Annotated in this window: 16 protein-coding genes; 7 read left to right on the plus strand and 9 right to left on the minus strand. The window is 66.4% G+C overall.

Going from position 1 to position 17718, the window contains the following annotated elements; genetic code table 11:
- Nucleotides 1-19: 19 nt before the first annotated feature.
- The 3 genes from XarjCFBP7645_RS05665 to tsaD form a co-directional block, all read right to left on the minus strand.
- Nucleotides 20-2191, minus strand: a complete 2172-nt coding sequence (locus tag XarjCFBP7645_RS05665; protein WP_104536512.1) for a glycoside hydrolase family 3 N-terminal domain-containing protein — start codon at nt 2189-2191, stop codon at nt 20-22.
- A gap of 224 nt (nt 2192-2415) precedes the next feature.
- On the minus strand, nt 2416-2772 hold the full coding sequence (folB, locus tag XarjCFBP7645_RS05670) for a dihydroneopterin aldolase (protein ID WP_104536513.1): 357 nt from the start codon (nt 2770-2772) through the stop codon (nt 2416-2418).
- A gap of 74 nt (nt 2773-2846) precedes the next feature.
- Nucleotides 2847-3914, minus strand: coding sequence for a tRNA (adenosine(37)-N6)-threonylcarbamoyltransferase complex transferase subunit TsaD (tsaD, locus tag XarjCFBP7645_RS05675; protein WP_104536514.1), 1068 nt, complete (start codon nt 3912-3914; stop codon nt 2847-2849).
- Between the two features lie 280 nt (nt 3915-4194).
- Here tsaD and rpsU point away from each other — a divergent pair, with 280 nt between their 5' ends.
- The 4 genes from rpsU (at nt 4195) to dnaG (ending at nt 8171) form a co-directional block, all read left to right on the plus strand.
- Nucleotides 4195-4410 carry a 30S ribosomal protein S21 gene (rpsU, locus tag XarjCFBP7645_RS05680; protein WP_002808376.1) on the plus strand — a complete coding sequence of 72 codons (216 nt, stop codon included), beginning with the start codon at nt 4195-4197 and terminating at the stop codon, nt 4408-4410.
- A gap of 255 nt (nt 4411-4665) precedes the next feature.
- Complete coding sequence (locus tag XarjCFBP7645_RS05685; protein ID WP_104536515.1) at nt 4666-5112, plus strand: GatB/YqeY domain-containing protein; 447 nt, start codon at nt 4666-4668, stop codon at nt 5110-5112.
- Between the two features lie 249 nt (nt 5113-5361).
- Nucleotides 5362-6312: a YihY/virulence factor BrkB family protein gene (locus XarjCFBP7645_RS05690; RefSeq protein WP_166773899.1), complete on the plus strand. Its 951-nt coding sequence runs from the start codon at nt 5362-5364 to the stop codon at nt 6310-6312.
- A gap of 110 nt (nt 6313-6422) precedes the next feature.
- Nucleotides 6423-8171, plus strand: coding sequence for a DNA primase (gene dnaG, locus XarjCFBP7645_RS05695; RefSeq protein ID WP_104536517.1), 1749 nt, complete (start codon nt 6423-6425; stop codon nt 8169-8171).
- Between the two features lie 281 nt (nt 8172-8452).
- Here the strand turns inward: dnaG and XarjCFBP7645_RS05700 are convergent, their stop codons facing one another.
- Nucleotides 8453-9664 (minus strand): lipase family protein, encoded by a 1212-nt coding sequence (locus XarjCFBP7645_RS05700; RefSeq protein ID WP_104536518.1) that lies wholly within the window; start codon nt 9662-9664, stop codon nt 8453-8455.
- A gap of 316 nt (nt 9665-9980) precedes the next feature.
- Between XarjCFBP7645_RS05700 and XarjCFBP7645_RS05705 the strand changes: the two genes are divergently transcribed.
- Both XarjCFBP7645_RS05705 and XarjCFBP7645_RS05710 read left to right on the plus strand, forming a co-directional pair.
- A complete protein-coding gene (locus XarjCFBP7645_RS05705; protein ID WP_104536519.1) occupies nt 9981-10991 on the plus strand; it encodes a bile acid:sodium symporter family protein in 1011 nt (336 codons plus the stop codon).
- Between the two features lie 261 nt (nt 10992-11252).
- A complete protein-coding gene (locus tag XarjCFBP7645_RS05710) occupies nt 11253-12833 on the plus strand; it encodes a thioredoxin family protein (protein ID WP_104536520.1) in 1581 nt (526 codons plus the stop codon).
- Between the two features lie 202 nt (nt 12834-13035).
- Here XarjCFBP7645_RS05710 and cyoE read toward each other — a convergent pair whose 3' ends face one another.
- The 4 genes from cyoE to XarjCFBP7645_RS05730 are packed head-to-tail and all read right to left on the minus strand — an operon-like array spanning nt 13036 to nt 16437.
- Nucleotides 13036-13932, minus strand: coding sequence for a heme o synthase (cyoE, locus tag XarjCFBP7645_RS05715; protein ID WP_104536521.1), 897 nt, complete (start codon nt 13930-13932; stop codon nt 13036-13038).
- 2 nt (nt 13933-13934) lie between these two features.
- Entirely contained in the window at nt 13935-15098 is a 1164-nt protein-coding gene (locus XarjCFBP7645_RS05720; protein ID WP_104536522.1) for a COX15/CtaA family protein, read from the minus strand.
- Between the two features lie 10 nt (nt 15099-15108).
- Nucleotides 15109-15684: a hypothetical protein gene (locus tag XarjCFBP7645_RS05725; protein ID WP_104536523.1), complete on the minus strand. Its 576-nt coding sequence runs from the start codon at nt 15682-15684 to the stop codon at nt 15109-15111.
- Nucleotides 15685-15711: 27 nt separating this feature from the next.
- Nucleotides 15712-16437 carry an SURF1 family protein gene (locus XarjCFBP7645_RS05730; protein ID WP_104536524.1) on the minus strand — a complete coding sequence of 242 codons (726 nt, stop codon included), beginning with the start codon at nt 16435-16437 and terminating at the stop codon, nt 15712-15714.
- Between the two features lie 60 nt (nt 16438-16497).
- On the opposite strand from XarjCFBP7645_RS05730, the gene XarjCFBP7645_RS05735 reads away from it, so the two are divergent.
- On the plus strand, nt 16498-16716 hold the full coding sequence (locus XarjCFBP7645_RS05735; RefSeq protein WP_104536525.1) for a twin transmembrane helix small protein: 219 nt from the start codon (nt 16498-16500) through the stop codon (nt 16714-16716).
- 98 nt (nt 16717-16814) lie between these two features.
- On the opposite strand, the gene XarjCFBP7645_RS05740 is transcribed toward XarjCFBP7645_RS05735, so the two are convergent.
- Nucleotides 16815-17690 carry a cytochrome c oxidase subunit 3 gene (locus XarjCFBP7645_RS05740; RefSeq protein WP_104536526.1) on the minus strand — a complete coding sequence of 292 codons (876 nt, stop codon included), beginning with the start codon at nt 17688-17690 and terminating at the stop codon, nt 16815-16817.
- Nucleotides 17691-17718 lie beyond the last annotated feature (28 nt).

The following is a 17718-nucleotide window of genomic DNA, read 5'->3' on the forward strand; positions in this document are numbered from 1 at the left end:
GCGCGACGCCCGTACGTGTTCAGGCGTCAAGCAACTCGAACGTCACCGCCTCGCCGCTCTTGGCCGACGCGCACACCCAGACATCGAACACGCCCGGCTCGGCACCAAACACGTTCCTGTGGTTGGTAAAGGCCAGTGCGTCGCGCGTCAGGGTGAACACCACGTCCGCGCTTTCGCCAGGCTGCAACAGCACCTTGCGGAACCCCTTGAGTTCGCGCACCGGGCGTACCCGGCTGGCCACACGATCGTGCACATACAGCTGCACCACCTCTTCGCCGGCCACGCGGCCGGTATTGGTAACGCGCGTGGTGATGGTCAGCGTCTGGTCCCAGCCGAGCTGCGCACTGCTCAGCTGCGGCTGCGCATACGCAAAGGTGGTGTAACTCAAGCCATGACCGAACGGATACAACGGCTCGTTGGGCATCTCGCGCCAGCGTGCCTTGTACTCGGACAGCGTCGGCAGTTCCGGGCGGCCAGTGCGCAGATGGCTGTAGAAATACGGCTGTTGCCCGGTCACCTGCGGAAAGCTGATCGGCAGACGCGCGGAGGGGTTGTAGTCGCCGAACAACACATCGGCCACGCCGGTACCGGTCTGCGTGCCCAGGTACCAGGTGACTGCAATCGCATCGGCATCGCGCACCGCACCGCTCAGGGCCAGCGCGCGGCCATTGCGCAGCAACACCACCATCGGCGTGCCGGTGGCGGCGATGGCTTCGGCCAATGCCTGCTGCGCCGGCGGCAACACGATCTCGGTGCGTGACTGCGCCTCGCCACTGAAGCGCTGCGGCTCGCCCAGCGCCAGCACCACCACATCGGCGGCCTGCGCCGCATCGATGGCGGCGGAAATGCCGCCCGGCAGCGCCTCTTCCAGGCCGCAGCCCGGCACCACCGTCAGATGCTCGCCATCGACCACCGCACGCACGCCCTGCTCCAGGGTCACGTAGCGCTGCTTGTCGCCGAACAGCGTCCAGCACCCCTCGATGTTCTCGCGGTCCTGCACGAACGGCCCGATCAGCGCGATGTGCTGCCCGCTTTTCTTCAGCGGCAACACCTCGCCCTGGTTCTTCAGCAACACGATCGAACGCCGCGCCGCATCGCGCGACAACGCATCGTGCGCGGGCAGGTGCGCGGTGTCGGCTTCGCGTGCCGGATCCAGCGAACGGTACGGGTTGTCGAACAACCCGATCGCTTCCTTCAACTGCAGCATGCGCCGCACACTGGCATCCAGCGTGGCCATCGGCACCTCGCCGCTTTCCACCAGCGACGGCAGATGCGCCGCGTAAAAGCCGCTCTGCATGCTCAGATCCAGGCCGGCCAGGAACGCTTTCTTGGTCGCATCACGCTCATCGGCCGCATAGCCGTGCGCAATCAATTCCATGTCGGCGGTGTAGTCGGAAATCACCACGCCGGGGAACTGCCATTGCCCGCGCAGGATCTCGGTCAGCAACTCGTGGTTGGCACTGGCCGGCACGCCGTTGATGTCGTTGAACGAGGACATCACGGTCAGTGCGCCGGCATCGAAGGCGGCCTTGAACGGCGGCAGATGCACATCGCGCAGTGTCTGCGGCGCGATGTCCACGGTGTTGTATTCCATGCCCGCGGCCACGGCGCCGTAGGCGGCGAAGTGCTTGGGGGTGGCCAGCAGGCAATCGTCGGCCTTCAGATCGCTGCCCTGGAAGCCGCGCACGCGGGCGGCGGCAAACGCTGCGCCCAGCACCACGTCTTCGCCGGCGCCTTCCGCGCCACGGCCCCAGCGTTGGTCACGCGCAATGTCCACGGCCGGTGCGTAGGTCCAGTGCAGGCCGGCGGCGGTCGCCTCGATCGCGGTGGCGCGCGCGGTGCGCTCGGCCAGCTCCGGCTCGAAGCTGGCCGCTTCGCCCAGCGGAATCGGGAACACCGTGCGCATGCCGTGGATCACATCCGCCGCCAGGATCACCGGGATGCCCAGGCGGCTTTCTTCCACCGCCACCTTCTGGATCTGCACGCCCAGCGCGGCGCCGACGCCATTGAACAGCGAGCCGACCCGGCCCGCGCGCACCTGCTGCAGCACCTCGTCGGCGTTGAGCACATTGGCTTCGGGATTCACGTCCGGCGCGAACGGCCGCACCATGTCGGCGAACACACCCAACTGTCCGACCTTCTCTTCGACGGTCATCTGGGCAATCAGGGTTTCGATACGATCAGCAGCCATGAGATCCTTGAGAAAACGTTTACATGGCCGTCAATTCTAGCCTGACGCGACCGCGAGGGTGCAAGTGTCAGGATTTGGAATTGGGGATTGGGGATTTGTCGGGTCCGGTTGAACCGCGCTTTGGGCTGGGATCGGTCGCGTGGTCGTGGATCGCTGGTCCGGCGCCGCCTGGATCTTCCGGGTTCGGCTGTGGATAGGAACGCGCCCACTGGTGCCGGCGGCGGTCAGCGGGCTCGCTCACGCTCGATGATCACACCCACCGCCTGCGCGCCGCGCACCGCGCCGGGCTTGCTCAGCTTCAACCGCAGCCAGTACACGCCGAACTCGTCCAGCACGATCGCCGCGCAGCGCTCGGCCAGGGTCTCCACCAGCCCGAAGTCCGAGGCCTGCACGAATTCGATCAGCCGCTTGCTCACCGCCTTGTAGTTCAGGGTGTCGGCAATGTCGTCGCTGGCGGCCGGGATGCGGTTGTCGAAGCCCATCTCCAGATCGAACCGCAGCGTCTGGCGGATGCGCCGCTCCCAGTCGTAGATGCCGATCAACGCATCGATTTCCAGGCCTTCGATAAACACTTTGTCCATTGGGAGCCGTGATTGGGGATTGGGGATTCGGGATTGGCAAGAGCGCGACAGACAGCAGGTAGAGGGACTAGCTTCTACGAATCCCCACTCCCGAATCCCGAATCCCGCGCTGCCGCCGCCAGCGGCGGCAGCGCAGCCATATCCCAGCGCGGCGTCACATGCACTGCCGCACCGGCGCGCTCGCCGGCTTCCAGCCGCAGCGCGCCGGCAAAGGCGATCATCGCGCCGTTATCGGTGCACAAGGCCGGCCGCGGGAAGCACACCCGGCCGCCGCGCCGCTGCGCCGCGTCCTGCAGGCGTGCGCGCAAGCGCTTGTTGGCGCCCACGCCGCCGGCCACCACCAGGGTGTTGCAATCGGCCGCATCCAGCGCGCGCAGGCATTTGATCGCCAGCGTCTCCACCACCGCATCCTCGAACCCGCGCGCGATATCCGCCCGCGTGGTGTCGGACTGGTCGCTGCCGCGCCAGGCCAGCAGCACCTGGGTCTTGAGCCCGCTGAAACTGAAATCCAGCCCGGGACGGTCGGTCATCGGCCGCGCGAACCTGTAGCGCCCCGGGGTGCCGGTTTCGGCCAGGGCCGCCAGCTGCGGCCCGCCCGGATACGGCAGGCCCATCATCTTGGCGGTCTTGTCGAAGGCCTCGCCGGCCGCATCGTCCAGCGTCTCGCCAAGCACCTCGTACTGGCCCAGGGCCTTCACCGACACCAACTGGGTGTGACCGCCCGAGACCAGCAGCGCCACGAACGGCGGCTGCGGCGGGTCGTCCTCCATCAGCGGCGCCAGCAGATGGCCCTCCATGTGATGCACGCCGATCGCCGGCACGTCCAGCGCCCAGGCCAGCGACCGCGCCACACCGGCACCGACAAGGAGTGCGCCAACCAGGCCCGGGCCGGCGGTATAGGCCACCCCATCGAGTTCGTCGATACGCAATCCGGCCTCGCCCAAAGTCTGGCGGATCAGCGGCAGCAGCTTGCGCACATGGTCGCGACTGGCCAGCTCCGGCACCACGCCGCCGTATTCGGCATGCAGCGCGATCTGGCTATAGACCGCGTGGGCACGCAGCGCCGTCACGCCGGACAGCGCGGTGTCGTAGACCGCCACGCCGGTCTCATCGCACGATGATTCGATCCCAAGAACTTTCACGGCAACTCGGCAGGCGGGCACATGCGGCCTATTTTCGCAGCTTTTGCCCTGCGCAGATCGGCAAGGGGCGATCTGCTGCACCGCCGTGTGACCGCCACCGGGTCACCCGCAGGCGCAGGCTTTATCGGGCTCGCCCGCGCTGATGCTGCAGGGGGCTTGCAGGTCGTTGGCAAGTCGTTATAATGCGCGGCTCGCCGGGGCAACCCGGAAATTCCGTCACGCGAGTCCGCTCGCACCCGCCCGGGGCTCCCGGACGGAAATCCCATTATCTGGAGAACCCATGCCCAGCGTTAAAGTCCGCGAGAACGAGCCCTTCGAATTTGCGCTCCGCCGTTTCAAGCGCACCTGCGAAAAGGCCGGCGTGCTGGCCGAAACCCGCAAGCGCGAGTTCTATGAAAAGCCGACCCAGGAGCGCAAGCGCAAGGCTGCCGCTGCTGTGAAGCGTCAGTTGCGTCGTTCCTCGCGCGACGTCACCAAGCGCCAGCGCTTGTACTGATCGAACGCGGTTCCGCCGATGGGTATGCGCTGAAGGCGCGGCCCATCGGAGTGGAACCCAGGAGCCGGCACGCGCAAGCGTTGCCGGCTTTTTGTATTTGCCCGATGCCAGGCAACCGTTGCGCTCTGCGCAACCGCCGGGGCGACCGGCATCGCTGCCGTCATCCGCGCCTGTCCGGCCCGACTTCCTGCCGATGCACTGCGCCCGTCATGGCGCATCGGCACATCTGCAACACGCACTCCCAGGAGTTACACCATGCCCCTCAAGCAGCAGCTCACCGATGACATGAAGGCCGCCATGAAATCCGGCGACAAGCACAGCCTGGGCGTGATCCGGCTGATCAATGCCGCGATCAAGCAGAAGGAAGTGGACGAACGCGTCGAGATGGACGATGCCGCCGTGATCGCCGTGCTCGACAAGATGGTCAAGCAGCGCAAGGACTCGGTTACCCAGTTCGACGCCGCCGCACGCGACGACCTGGCACAGATCGAGCGCGAGGAGATCGTGGTGATCGAGCGCTACCTGCCGGCCAAGATGGGCGAAGCCGAGATCGTCGCCGCCATCCAGGCAGCCATCGCGCAGACCGGTGCCAGCGGCCCGGCCGACATCGGCAAGCTGATGGGCGCACTCAAGCCCAGGCTGGCCGGTCAGGCCGACATGGGCCTGGTCTCGACGCTGGTCAAGCAGCATCTGGCAGGCTGAGTTCTTCGCCTGTGCAGTGCCCTGTGCCCGAGGGTCAGGGCACTGCTGCGAGCCGCCTGCGTGCACCTGGCTGCAGCGCCGTTTCAATAGCAGCACACGCGCGCCATCCAGCGCTCGCTTTCACCCGATCTTTGAACACGCCCTGTTAGAACACCTTCGCCAGCACAGGTCCGGGTGAAGCATTCCGCATGCCGGCTTCGCCTTACGATGCCTGCGCGCACAACGGTATGCCCAAGGATTCCCCCGCCGGTGACGAAGCTCTCAACCGAACACCTGCAGAAGCATCTGAGCCGCCTGCAGCGCAGCCTGCCGATGGCACTGCTCAATCGCTTTCTCGAGATCGACGTGATGACGCAGGCCGCGTCGCTGTCGTTCTACGCCTTGCTGTCGCTGGCACCGCTGCTGGTGTTGCTGCTGTGGCTGACCGCATCGCTGTATCCGCCTGCGCAGGAAGCGCTGGTACAGCAGATCGCGCAACTGGCCGGCGGTAGCGCGGCGGAAGTGGCCGACACGGTGATCCGCAACGCCACCGATCAACCCGGCGTGGGCTCGTTGGCTGGACTGTGGAGCACGTTGCTGCTGTTCATCGGCGCCACAGCGGTATTTGCGCAGTTGCAGAACGCCCTGAACCTGATCTTTCGCACCGACAAGCAGCGCCTGGAAGGCCTGATGGCGTGGCTGAAGAAGCGCGTGTTCTCGTTCGGCGTGATCCTGGCGCTGGGCTTTTTGTTGATCGTATCGATGATTGCCACCACCGCATTGCAGGTGGTGTTCGCACGGCTGCCATCGGTGCTGCCGGCGATCGGCTACATCACCACCCTGGCGCTGTATTCGCTCGCCTTCGCTTTTCTGTATCGGTATCTGCCCGATCGCACCGTCAACTGGCGGCAGGCCTTCGTCGGCGGCGTGATCACCGCGCTGTTGTTCGCATTGGGTCGCTACGGCATCGGCCTATACATCGCCAGGGCCGCGCCTGGCAGCGCATACGGCTCGATGGGCACGTTGGTCATCCTGCTGGTGTGGATGTACTACGCCTCGGTAGTGTTCTTCGTCGGCGCCCTGTTGACCGCGGTGATCGACGAGCGTGTGCGCTCGCATCGCAAGCTGCGCGAGGCCGGCGTGGACACGGACAACCTGCCGCCGGCCGCCGCCGAACCAGACGCCGCGCTGCAGCCGCCGGAAGCGCCCACGCGCAGTTGATCGCGCATGCCGAGCCTGATGCCGCGCATGCCCGCGTGGTAGCCACCGCTTCGCCGAGGGCCATCGCTGGCTGAAATCGGCGAGCGCCGCGGCTGGGATATCCTAGCGGGATGGCCCGCATCCCGGACGCATTCATCGACGAACTGCTTGCACGCACCGACATCGTCGAGGTGGTGGGCGGTCGCGTGCCGCTCAAGCGTCAGGGCAAGGAATACTCGGCGCGCTGCCCGTTCCATGACGAGCGCTCGGCTTCGTTCACGGTCTCGCCGACCAAGCAGTTCTACCACTGCTTCGGCTGCGGCGCGCACGGCACCGCGATCAGTTTCTTGATGAATTACGACCGCCTCGAATTTCTCGATGCGGTCGACGAGCTGGCCAAGCGTGCCGGCATGGAAATCCCGCGCGAGACCCAGCAACGCACCCCGCAGCAACAGGATGACAGCCGCGAGCTGTATTCGGCACTGGAGGCGGCGACCAAGTTCTTCCAGCGTCAGCTCGATAGCAGCGAACGGGCGCACGATTATCTGGACGGCCGCGGCGTGGATGCCGACAACCGCGCGCGCTTTCAGATCGGCTACGCGCCCGATGGCTACAGCGCACTGAAGGACACGCTGGGCACCGATGCGCGCCGCATGAGCGTGCTCGAACGCGCCGGGCTGTTTTCCAAGAACGATCGCGGCCATGTCTACGACAAGTTCCGCGACCGGGTGATGTTCCCGATCTTCGACCGCCGCGGCCGCGTGATCGCCTTCGGCGGACGCATCCTGGGCGCGCCGGCCGATGGCCGCGATCCGGGGCCGAAGTACCTCAACTCGCCGGAAACCGCGCTGTTCCACAAGGGTCGCGAGTTGTACGGCCTGTGGCAGGTGCGCCAGGCCAATCAGAAGATCGAACGGCTCATCGTGGTGGAAGGCTATATGGATGTGGTCTCGCTGTTCCAGTTCGGCGTCACCCAGGCAGTGGCCACGCTGGGCACGGCGACCACGCCCGAACATGCCGAGCTGCTGTTCCGTAACGCACCGGATGTGTACTTCTGCTTCGACGGCGACAACGCCGGCCGCAAGGCCGGCTGGCGTGCGCTGGAATCGGTGCTACCGCGCATGAAGGACGGCCGCCAGGCGTTCTTCCTGTTCCTGCCCGACGGCGAGGACCCGGACACCATCGTGCGCAAGGAAGGCGCACAGGCCTTCGACCAACGTCTGGCACAGGCCACGCCGCTGTCGCAGTTCTTCTTCGACGAGATGTCGCGGCAGATCAATCTGCACACGCTCGATGGCAAGGCGCGGCTGGCCGAACGCGCAAAGCCGATGCTGGCGCAGATCCCCGAGGGCGCGTTCGGCGATCTGATGAAGCAGGAGCTGTCGCGCCTGACCGGCGTGGGCGCCGGTCAGGCGGCGCAGGCGTCCGCATCGCAGGCACGGCCACCCGCACGCATGGGCGCCCCCACGCAAAAGCGCAGCCTGGTACGCGCGTCGATTGCGATCCTGCTGCAACAGCCATCGCTGGCGATGAGCCTGGAGGGCGACCACGATTTTTCCGGCCTGCGCCTGCCCGGCATCGAGCTGTTGATGGAACTGCTGGCACTGGTGCGGCAACGCCCGGAAATCAGCACCGGCGCACTGCTGGAACATTTCGCCGAGCGCGACGAACAGGCTGCTTTGCAGAAACTGGCCGCGCAGGCATTGCCCGGCGACGAACACAGCTGGGCGATGGAGCTGCATGACGTCGTCGCGCAACTGGACAAGCAATTGCTGCGTCAGCGCCTGGACGAACTGCAGGACAAGCAGCGCGCGCAGGGCCTGGACGACACCGACAAATACGAATTGCGCGAGCTGTTCAAGGCGCTTGCCGCGTTGTAGGCGGGTTGGCGCGACGGGATCAGGTCACGCTGTCGTGTGCGGTGCCGGAGCACACGCTGCACGACGCCATGGCCCAGCTGGACCGGCAGCTGCTGCAGCGACGCCTGGAAGAGCTGCACAGATCAGGCAACGCGCACAATGACTCGGCGCGACCGACAAGGACGGGCTGCGCGATTTGCTGCGCCTGCGTCCGGGCGCGCGCCGAACATCCAGCGCATGCTGTCAAGCCATCTGTTGCCGACGCACTTGGCCAGCCCTGGCCGCTGCATGCCGGCGCGCGCTCATAGCTGCTTGAACAAGGTCTTGGCCATCGAGCCAAGCGCCGCGCTGACCGCTTCGATCTTCTCGGCATCGGCCAGTGCGGCCTGGCCGGCATGCGCGGTCAGGCGCTCGATCAGGGCATCGCGCGCGGGCGCGCCATCGGCACTTTGCGTCTGCGGCGTGCCAGCCACGGGGATGAGCCAGTCGGCAATCAGCGCCTGATAGGCGGTGGTGTGCTGGTAGGCCATCTGCTCGAGAAATTGCACGATCGTGGTCGGGGTGCCGGTGAGCGTACCGCTCAGCGGCTGGTTGCCGATCTGCCGGTAGTTCACCGTGGACGCTACTGCATTGGCGATGGCCACATCGACCAGCACATCGATCTCCCTGATCGGCGCATTCCCGTACAGCGTCTTGATCTGGTTGAGCATCGGCACGGTCCAGGCATGCGGCACGCAATCGAGCGTGTTCCACAAGTCGGCATTCCAGATCTGGTACGGCGCCGCGCCCGGCGCTGGAGAGGGCAATGCCTGCGCATACAGCGCGGCGAACCCGCCGTTGCCCGGCGTGGCGCCGGCGGTGGGATAGCAATGCACGGCGCTGAAATTGTCCAGTTTGCCGTTGGTCTTCAACCAGGTCGCCAAGGTCGGCGACAGCGCACCGCCCAGGCTGTGCCCGGCAAAGATCACCGTCGCCTTGCTGCCATCCCGCGCTTGCAGGAAATCCAGCAACGTGGTGTTCGGCGCCACTGCGGTGGGGGGGCTGACCATGTTCAGCAGATGCCATACACCGGTGGCGGCCCCCATCGAGATGACCGCCGCACCTGGCTTGACGGGTTTCTTCGCCGCAACCGGCGCGGTGCCGAGCAGCGGCGTGTAGGTCGCAAAATCCACCACCGAGGACACATCGAAGTCTTCGGTGAACCAGTCGTAGAGCGACTCCGGGTTGGTGGCGCTCAGCGCGACCACATATGCCTCGCCGATGCCCGGCATGGCGTCGGTACGCGCCACGTACATGGCATTGCCCGACAGCGACGAATCGGCCGCCTGCCAGACCTGCGGCCCCCACACCAGTTGCCAGTCGCCGATCCTGTCCTGGGTGTCGGCCGATGCCAGCGTCTGCAGCAACGTGGCCTGGTAGTCCGCCTGCAACGCCGGCTGGCTGCCTCTGCGATCGCCCACCCAGTTGGCCAGGGCGGAAAGCGCGAAGGTCTGTTGATATTGGTCGTAGCGCATGGACTGGCTCCTTTCCTTAAGCCTTGCGTGGAAACACGATCGAACACGAGCGCGCGCGGCGTGTGCAACCGGAATCTAACAAAGGATATGCGTGCCCGAAGCGTCCACGCAGCGGATTTTCGACGTATCGCACGAATCGCTCACCGCTCCGAGTGGCGCTGCCCGCACCGCTGCAGGCAGACGCAACCGCACCCTCCTGCCGGAGCCGGTGCGAGCACGCATGCGTCCCCGGCCTGCGCTGCGCGGCCGACTCGCACGGTGCACGCTGCCCTCTACAATGGCACTCTGCAGACAGCCCTCCCCCTGAATACGCACGATGATCAAACACTGGCTGGCGCGGTTGCGCATCGATCCGTTCACCCTCGCGCTGCTGTGCACGGTCACGCTCGCCTCGTTCCTGCCGGTCTCCGGCACCGCCGCGGCGATCATGGACGATGTCACCGACGTGGCGATCGCCGCGCTGTTCTTCCTGCACGGCGCGCGCCTGTCGCGCGAGGCGGTCAAGGCCGGCGCGCTGCATTGGCGCCTGCATCTGGTGATCCTGGCCTGCACCTTCGTGCTGTTCCCGCTGCTCGGGCTGTTGTTCAAACCGCTCGCGCATCTTGCGCTGACACCGGAGCTGTATGTCGGCGTGCTGTTCCTGTGCGCGCTGCCGTCCACGGTGCAATCGTCGATCGCCTTCACCTCGATGGCGCGCGGCAACGTGCCGGCAGCCGTGTGTGCCGCCTCGCTTTCCAGCCTGCTGGGGGTGTTTTTCACGCCATTGCTGATGGGCGCCCTGGTCGGCAGCCAGGGCGCGATGGCGCACCCGGCCGAAGCGATCGGCAAGATCCTGCTGCAGTTGCTGGCGCCGTTCCTGGCTGGCCATTTCATGCGCCCGTGGATCGGCGGCTGGGTCGAACGGCATCGCGCCGTGCTGCGTTACACCGACCAGGGCACCATCCTGCTGGTGGTGTACACCGCCTTCAGCGCATCGGTGAATGAAGGCCTGTGGCAGAAGACGCCGTTGCCGGCCTTGCTTGCGGTGCTCGGTGCGGCCGCACTGCTGCTGGCGGTGGCGATGCTCTCGATCACCTTCATCGCGCGGCGCCTGCGTTTCAACCGCGCCGACGAAATCGCGATCGTCTTCTGCGGCTCCAAGAAGAGCCTGGCCACCGGCGTGCCGATGGCCAAGGTGATGTTCGCCGGCGGCGGCCTGGGCGCGATCGTGTTGCCGATCATGCTGTATCACCAGCTGCAGCTGATCGTCTGCGCATTCGTGGCCGCGCGTTACGCGCGCACCGCACCTGGGGAGCCGCAGACCACTGCCGGTGATCATGGAAGGTGATGGCCATCGCACGGCAGTAGGCTGATCGACGACACCCAGCACAACCCGCGGCTGCGTGACCTGCAAAAGCCTGCTTGCCGCCGGCGTGGCCTGCGTCGCCATCGCCAGGCCGCTACGCCCGGCGTGCCATTGGTTCGGGTTGCGTGCCGGTGCCGGTTGTAAGCAGATAGACAACGGTCATGACGCACTCCGACGCTGGCACAGTGCCGCTCGCTAGAGTGTTCGATCCACCTCGCTGCCGTCCCCCCATCGGTGATTGCCATGACGCTGTCGTTCCGACGCCCTGCCCCGTCCCTGATCGCGCTGCTGGCGGTGCTAGCCACGCTCACTGCCTGCAACAAGCCCGCCACGCCGCCAGCACCGGCACAGACCAAGGCGGCCGCCACACCGGCACCCGCGTCCAGCATCGCCTGGCGCGAGGGCGATGTCGAAGATGCCTTCGCCGAGGCCAGGGAAAGCGGCAAGCCGATCCTGCTGTACTGGGGTGCGGCCTGGTGCCCGCCCTGCAATCGCCTGAAGGCCACCTTGTTCAAGGACCCGACCTTCATCGCCCGCACCCAGCAATTCGTGGCGGTGCATCTGGATGGCGATTCGGAGGGTGCGCAGGCCTGGGGCGAGCGCTTCGGCATAAAGGGCTACCCGACCATCATCGTGCTGCGCCCGGATCGCAGCGAGATCACCCGCCTGGCCGGCGATGCCGACAACGCACGCCTGGCCGATGTGCTGCGCGTGGCCGCCAGGAGCACCAGCACCGCCAGGCAACTGCTCGACACCGCATTGCAGACCCCGCAGCAGCTCAGCGCGGACGACTGGGCCGTGCTCGGCAACTACGCCTGGGGTACCGACGATCGGCTGGTCAAGCCGGAGCAGGCCGTCGATGTGCTCACGCGCCTATCCAAGTCGGCGCCACAGCCGGCCCTGCAACGCCGCTTCGCCCTGGCGGCGATTACCGCAGCCAAGGAACCGCCTGCCGCCAGCGCGGCGTCGCGCACGTTGCTGGAAGCGGTGCTGGCGGATCCGGCAGAGGTGCGCGCCAATCTCGGCACGCTGAGCTACATGCCCGCACGGCTGGTCGCCGCTGCCAGCAGCGATGCCGGCGAACGCACCGCCTTGTCCAACGCGCTGAATCTGGCATTGGACAAGGTCTACGCCGACACCGCACTGCCGATCGCCGACCGGCTCGGCACCGCGCACGCACGGATCCAGCTGGCACGCCTGACACAAGGCCAGCCCACCGAAACCCAGGCCAAAGGCCCGCAACCGCCGCTGTCCAAGACCGTGGTCGACACCGTGCAGCAACGCGTGCAATGGGCGACCGCCACCGCCAGGACCGATGAGGAGCGCCAATCCACCATCAGCACCGCCGCGGCACTGCTCGGCGAGGTGGGCGACAGCAGCGGCGCCGAACAGCTGCTGCTGGCCGAGTTGACGCGCAGCAAGACGCCGTACTACTACATGCCCGAACTGGCCGATCTGGCCGAACAGCGCGGCGATAAGAAGACCGCGCTGTCCTGGCTCAGGAAGGCGTACGACAGCGCACAAGGACCCGCCACCCGCGTGCAATGGGGCGTGATGTACGTGGATGGCCTGGTCCGGCTCAGCCCGGACGACACCGCCGGCATCGAGACAGCTGCCACGCAGGTGATCGGCGAACTGGCCGGGCAACCCGATGGCTACCGCCAACGCACCCGTCAGCGCTTCGCCACGCTTGGCGCCACGTTGAAGACCTGGAGCAGGCAGCATCGCCAGGACGGCGATGCGGTGCTGACGCGACTGCAGCAGAAGATGCAGAGCAGCTGCGGCAGCAAGAACACCAGCGAGTGCGCCAGCTGGTTGAGCTGAGCCGGCGTGAGGGCACAGCCAGCTACGCAGCGAATGGGAATGCGCTCACTGGCGATCGGCCGCCGGATGCCGGACGGCGCGCGCAATTGGTGTGTCCGACTGAAATGGGCCGGTTCCCGGCGCCAGCGGCGTCCGCCTGACGGCTACGTCAGTCGCGGGTCGATCGCCTTGGGGGCAGCAGCGGGCTTTTCTTCGCTGGCCGCTAGCGCACCCACGGCAACAGCAGGTGATCCACCATCAAAAATGCGAACAGCGCCATCAGATAGACGATGGAGTAACCGAACATCTTCATCGAGAACAGCTCGTCCGGCGGGTCGAGCATGCGCCAGGCGTACCAGAGGAACACCACGTTGAGCACCACCGCGCCGCCCAGGTAGAACAGCCCGCTCATGCCCACCGCCACCGGCAGCAGGGTCACGATCGCCAGCAGTACCGTGTATACCAGGATCTGCTTGCGCGTATGCGGCACGCCATGGGTGACCGGCAGCATCGGGATCGCCGCCTTGGCGTAATCGGCACGGCGGAAGATCGCCAGCGCCCAGAAATGCGGCGGCGTCCAGATGAAGATGATCAACACCAGCAGCGAGGCATTGATCCAGTCGGCGCTGGTCGGCAAGCCGGTCACTGCGGCCCAGCCCAGCATCGGCGGCGTAGCGCCGGCCAGACCGCCGATCACGATGTTCTGCGAGGTCGCACGCTTCAGGTACACGGTGTAGATCACCGCGTAACCGATCAGCGACGCAAACGTCAGCACCGCCGTGATCACATTCACCCAGACCACCAGGATGGTCATGGAGATCACGATCAGCACGCTGGCAAACAGCAGCACCTGCCACGGCCGCACCTTGCCCACCACCAGCGGGCGCCATGAGGTACGCGCCATCTGCGCGTCGATCTTGGCGTCCAGCAATTGGTTGATCGCTGCCGCCGCCGACGCCGCCAGCCAGATGCCCAGAAAGCCCAATGCACCGGTGCGCACCTGCACCCAGGTCGGCATATCGGGGATGGCCAGGAACATGCCCACCAGGGCAGTGAACACGATCAGTGCCACCACCTTGGGTTTGGTCAGATCCCAGTAATCGCGTGCGCTGACAGCCATGCTCACTCCGGCGCGCGCAGCCGCGCCAGCAGCGAGACCAGCACGAACACCAGTGCGACCGCGCCCCCGTTATGCAGCACCGACACTTCCAGCGGCAACGCCAACTTGACGTTGAGCATGCCCAGCGTCACCTGCACCGCTACCAGCACCGCCAAGGCACCGGCCCACACGCGCATGCCCGGCGAACGCGACAGGCGCCAGGCCAGCCACCACAGATACAGCGCCGTCGCGATTGCCCACAACCGGTGCGCCATCTGGATGGCGATGCGCGCTGCGCCATCGAGCACACCGCCTTCGTAATCCACCCCGATCCCGCGCCAGAGCGTGAAACCCTCGCGGAAGTCATGCGGCGGCCACCACTGGCTGACGCAGCGCGGGAAATTGTCGGCCGACCAACTGCCGCCGCCACAGGCCAGCGCCGCGTAGTTGGCACTGACCCAGCCGCCGAGGGCGATCTGCAGGCCCAGCACCGCCACGCCCGCGCGCAACAGCCACTTGAGCCGCGATGCATCGGCCAGCGTGATCGGCAGGTGCGTCGCACGCCAGGCCATCCACACCAGCAGCGAGAACATCAGCATGCCACCGAGCAGATGGCCCATCACCACGATGGGTTTGAGCAACAGCGTCACCGTCCACATGCCCAGCAGCGCCTGGAAGATCACCACCGCCAGCGTCAGCACCGCCGCACGCGCCAGGTCGATATTGCTCCAGCGCAGCGCCGCCAGCAGCAGGATGGCCTCGCCCGCGATCGCCACGCCGAACGCCAGTGCGTGCCAGCCGGACATGTACAGCGGAATCGACAAGGCCACCAGCACCGCGGCAGAGACCACCTGGGCGATGCCCATGCGGCGGCGGCGCACCGCCAGCAACGACAGCACCAGCACCTCCACCCCGAGCGCGCCGGCCAGGAAGCGGTGCACCTGCTCGCGCCAGGCCTTGTGCGATTCCAGCGGACGGATCTTGCTGGCCACATGCGTATTGGCTTCGTCGCTGCTCTGCGGCCAGGTGACGCGGCCGTAGCAGGTCGGCCAGTCCGGGCAGCTCATGCCGGCATCGGACAGGCGCACGAACGACCCGAACAGGATCGTGCTCGCGGTGAACAACGCAGCCAGCCAGGCCATGCGATGGAAGTGGCGGAACAATGCCGGTGGCGCAAACAGGTTCATCAAAACGGGCTCACATCAGTTTCAGCAGCTTGACCAGATCGGCACGCAGGCCGGCCGGGTCGAACCCCGGGGCATACCGCAGGATCACGAAGCCATTCGGGTCGATTACATACACCGGCACACCGGCGGCATCGTTGGCACGCGGCAGGCCCTGCCGGAACCGCGCGTCGTCGCGCAGCACACGCAGGGCCGGCATCGGCGGCAGACCGGCTGGCGGGCTGCCGATCCACAACACCTCCACCTTGTCGGCGCGATGGCCGAGCAGCTGCCACACCTTGTCCAGTTCGGCCGCCAGCATCACGCACTGCTGCGTGCAATTGGCAGGCGGTGCGAGCGCAATCCGCCACATACGTTCGGCAGGCGTCCATGCATACGGCTGCCCGTCCGCGCGCACCGGCACCAACCCGCGCAGGTCGGCAGGCGGCTTGAGCAGTTCGCCGTGGTTGCGCATCGATGCCGGCTGCCATCCGGAGAAGCGCAGCGCACCGGCCAGCAACATCGAGCCGAAGAACAGCGCCGCCAGGGCAATCAGCATCCTGCGGCCGCGTTTGACCGAATGCGGCGTGGCCGATGTGGAGGGGGTCATGCCGTCGATTTTCTCATGCCGCAGGCGTCAGTGCCCGCGTCGCTGGCGGCGACGCGCACGCCAGCTCAGCAGCGTCGCGGTGACCAGCACGGCCACGGCCAGGCCGAACCATTGCACCGCATAACCCAAGTGCCGCGCGGGTGGCAGCGTGTTCGGCAGCATCTCCAGGTCGCGTGCATAACCGACCGGCAGGGCCGGATCCAGGCGCAAGACCTGCGACGAAATGTCGCGCCTGCCAAACGCGCTGCGCAGGGCGGCGGTCTCCAGACGCGTGGCCAGCCAGGTCTGCGGCGCATTGGCGGCCGACAACGCCGGCCCCATCGCAAGTCCGGCCGAGGGCGGCGCAGTCAGCACCCCCTGCAATGTCCGGGTGCCTTGCAGCGGCGTAATCGTCGGCAACTGCCGATTGGCCGGCAACGGCAGCCAGCCCAGATCGACCAGCAGCGTGGCCGGGCTGCCTTGCGGCGCGGCGAGTTGATAGATCCGCACGCCGGCGCGCCCGGCATGCAGCTGGTTGTCCAGCAGCACCTGCTGCGGCAGAAACCGCACCTCTCCGCTCACCCAGGCCAGCGCATGCGGCGTGGCCAGGGCCTGCACCAGGGTCAACGGCGTCTGCCGCACATGCGCCGCACGTTCCAGCAACGCCTGTTTGCCGTGCATACGCTGCAATTGCCACTGCCCCAGCGCCGCAAAGCCTGCGCTGACCAGTAGGGCAAGACACCATCCCAACACCGCCGTGTGCTTGCGCATCATGACAAGCGACGCAAAAAGGCGTGCAATGCCGCTACCACGCCGACGACCACCGGGGCTGTTGTGAACGATTCGCTCAAGACGTTGCTGATTGTCGCCTTCCTGATCGTGATCCTGTGGAACCTGGGCGCGGGCCTCTACTACCTGCTCACCGACCGTGGCCAGACCAAGCGCACCGTCAACGCACTGACCTGGCGCATCGGTCTATCGGTCGCACTGATCGCCGTCGTGATCCTCGGCATCTACACCGGCTGGATCAAGCCGCATGGGCTCGGCCGCTGACGCGACCGACGGGATTGGGAATTCGGCATTGGGGATTGGTAACAGCAAACGCGGATCGCTCTAGCGAATCCCCAATCCCGACTCCCCAATGCCCGCCCTCAAAGCACATACACGAACAGGAACAACGCCAGCCACACCACGTCGACGAAGTGCCAGTACCAGGCCGCCGCTTCGAAGGCGAAGTGGTTGTCGCGGGTGAAGTGCCCGCGCGCCACCCGCAGCCACATCACCGCCAGCATGATCGTGCCCAGCAGCACGTGCATGCCGTGGAAACCGGTGAGCATGAAGAAGGTCGAGCCGTAGATGCCCGATCCCAGCGTCAGATTGAGCTCGGTATAGGCGTGGATGTATTCCTCGGCCTGCAGGAACAGGAACACGCAGCCCAGCAGCACGGTCAGGCCCAGCCACAGCAATAGCGCGCCGCGACGGCCGCCCTTGAGCGCGTGATGCGCGATGGTCAAGGTGACGCCGGAGCTGAGCAGGATCAGCGTATTGATCAGCGGCAGGCCCCAGGCCGGGATGGTCTGGAATTGCCCACCGATCGTGCCGGGACCGTTGGTCGGCCACGCAGCGGAATAGCCGTTCCACAGCAGCTCGTTGGTCATCACGCCATCGCCTTCGCCGCCCAGCCAGGGAAGGGTCAGCACACGCGTGTAGAACAACGCACCGAAGAAGGCGCAGAAGAACATCACCTCGGAAAAGATGAACCACACCATCCCCATGCGGAAGGAGCCGTCCACCTGGCGGTTGTAGTGCCCGGCGTTGGATTCGCGGATGACATCGCCAAACCACATGAACAAGGTCGCCAGCAACATCGCCATGCCGACAAAGAACGTCGAGCGCCCCCATGCCGCATCGTTGAGCCAGCTGGCCACGCCGATCATCATCACGAACATCGCAATCGACCCGACGAAGGGCCACTTGCTCTGGCTCGGGACGAAATACGCATCGGCGTTGGGACTATGGTCGGCCATGGCGTTGCTTCCGTGTCGGTGCTGCGTG

Source organism: Xanthomonas arboricola (genome assembly GCF_002940665.1).
In the GTDB taxonomy this organism is placed as follows: Bacteria; Pseudomonadota; Gammaproteobacteria; order Xanthomonadales; family Xanthomonadaceae; genus Xanthomonas; species Xanthomonas arboricola_B.

Coding starts and splice junctions, on each gene's coding strand:
- XarjCFBP7645_RS05720 (WP_104536522.1), bottom strand. CDS start 15,098: ATGAACCTGTTTGCGCCACCGGCATTGTTCCGCCACTTCCATCGCATG.
- XarjCFBP7645_RS05730 (WP_104536524.1), bottom strand. CDS start 16,437: ATGATGCGCAAGCACACGGCGGTGTTGGGATGGTGTCTTGCCCTACTG.
- cyoE (WP_104536521.1), bottom strand. CDS start 13,932: ATGGCTGTCAGCGCACGCGATTACTGGGATCTGACCAAACCCAAGGTG.
- dnaG (WP_104536517.1), top strand. CDS start 6,423: ATGGCCCGCATCCCGGACGCATTCATCGACGAACTGCTTGCACGCACC.
- XarjCFBP7645_RS05705 (WP_104536519.1), top strand. CDS start 9,981: ATGATCAAACACTGGCTGGCGCGGTTGCGCATCGATCCGTTCACCCTC.
- XarjCFBP7645_RS05700 (WP_104536518.1), bottom strand. CDS start 9,664: ATGCGCTACGACCAATATCAACAGACCTTCGCGCTTTCCGCCCTGGCC.
- folB (WP_104536513.1), bottom strand. CDS start 2,772: ATGGACAAAGTGTTTATCGAAGGCCTGGAAATCGATGCGTTGATCGGC.
- XarjCFBP7645_RS05740 (WP_104536526.1), bottom strand. CDS start 17,690: ATGGCCGACCATAGTCCCAACGCCGATGCGTATTTCGTCCCGAGCCAG.
- rpsU (WP_002808376.1), top strand. CDS start 4,195: ATGCCCAGCGTTAAAGTCCGCGAGAACGAGCCCTTCGAATTTGCGCTC.
- XarjCFBP7645_RS05725 (WP_104536523.1), bottom strand. CDS start 15,684: ATGACCCCCTCCACATCGGCCACGCCGCATTCGGTCAAACGCGGCCGC.
- XarjCFBP7645_RS05710 (WP_104536520.1), top strand. CDS start 11,253: ATGACGCTGTCGTTCCGACGCCCTGCCCCGTCCCTGATCGCGCTGCTG.
- XarjCFBP7645_RS05685 (WP_104536515.1), top strand. CDS start 4,666: ATGCCCCTCAAGCAGCAGCTCACCGATGACATGAAGGCCGCCATGAAA.
- XarjCFBP7645_RS05665 (WP_104536512.1), bottom strand. CDS start 2,191: ATGGCTGCTGATCGTATCGAAACCCTGATTGCCCAGATGACCGTCGAA.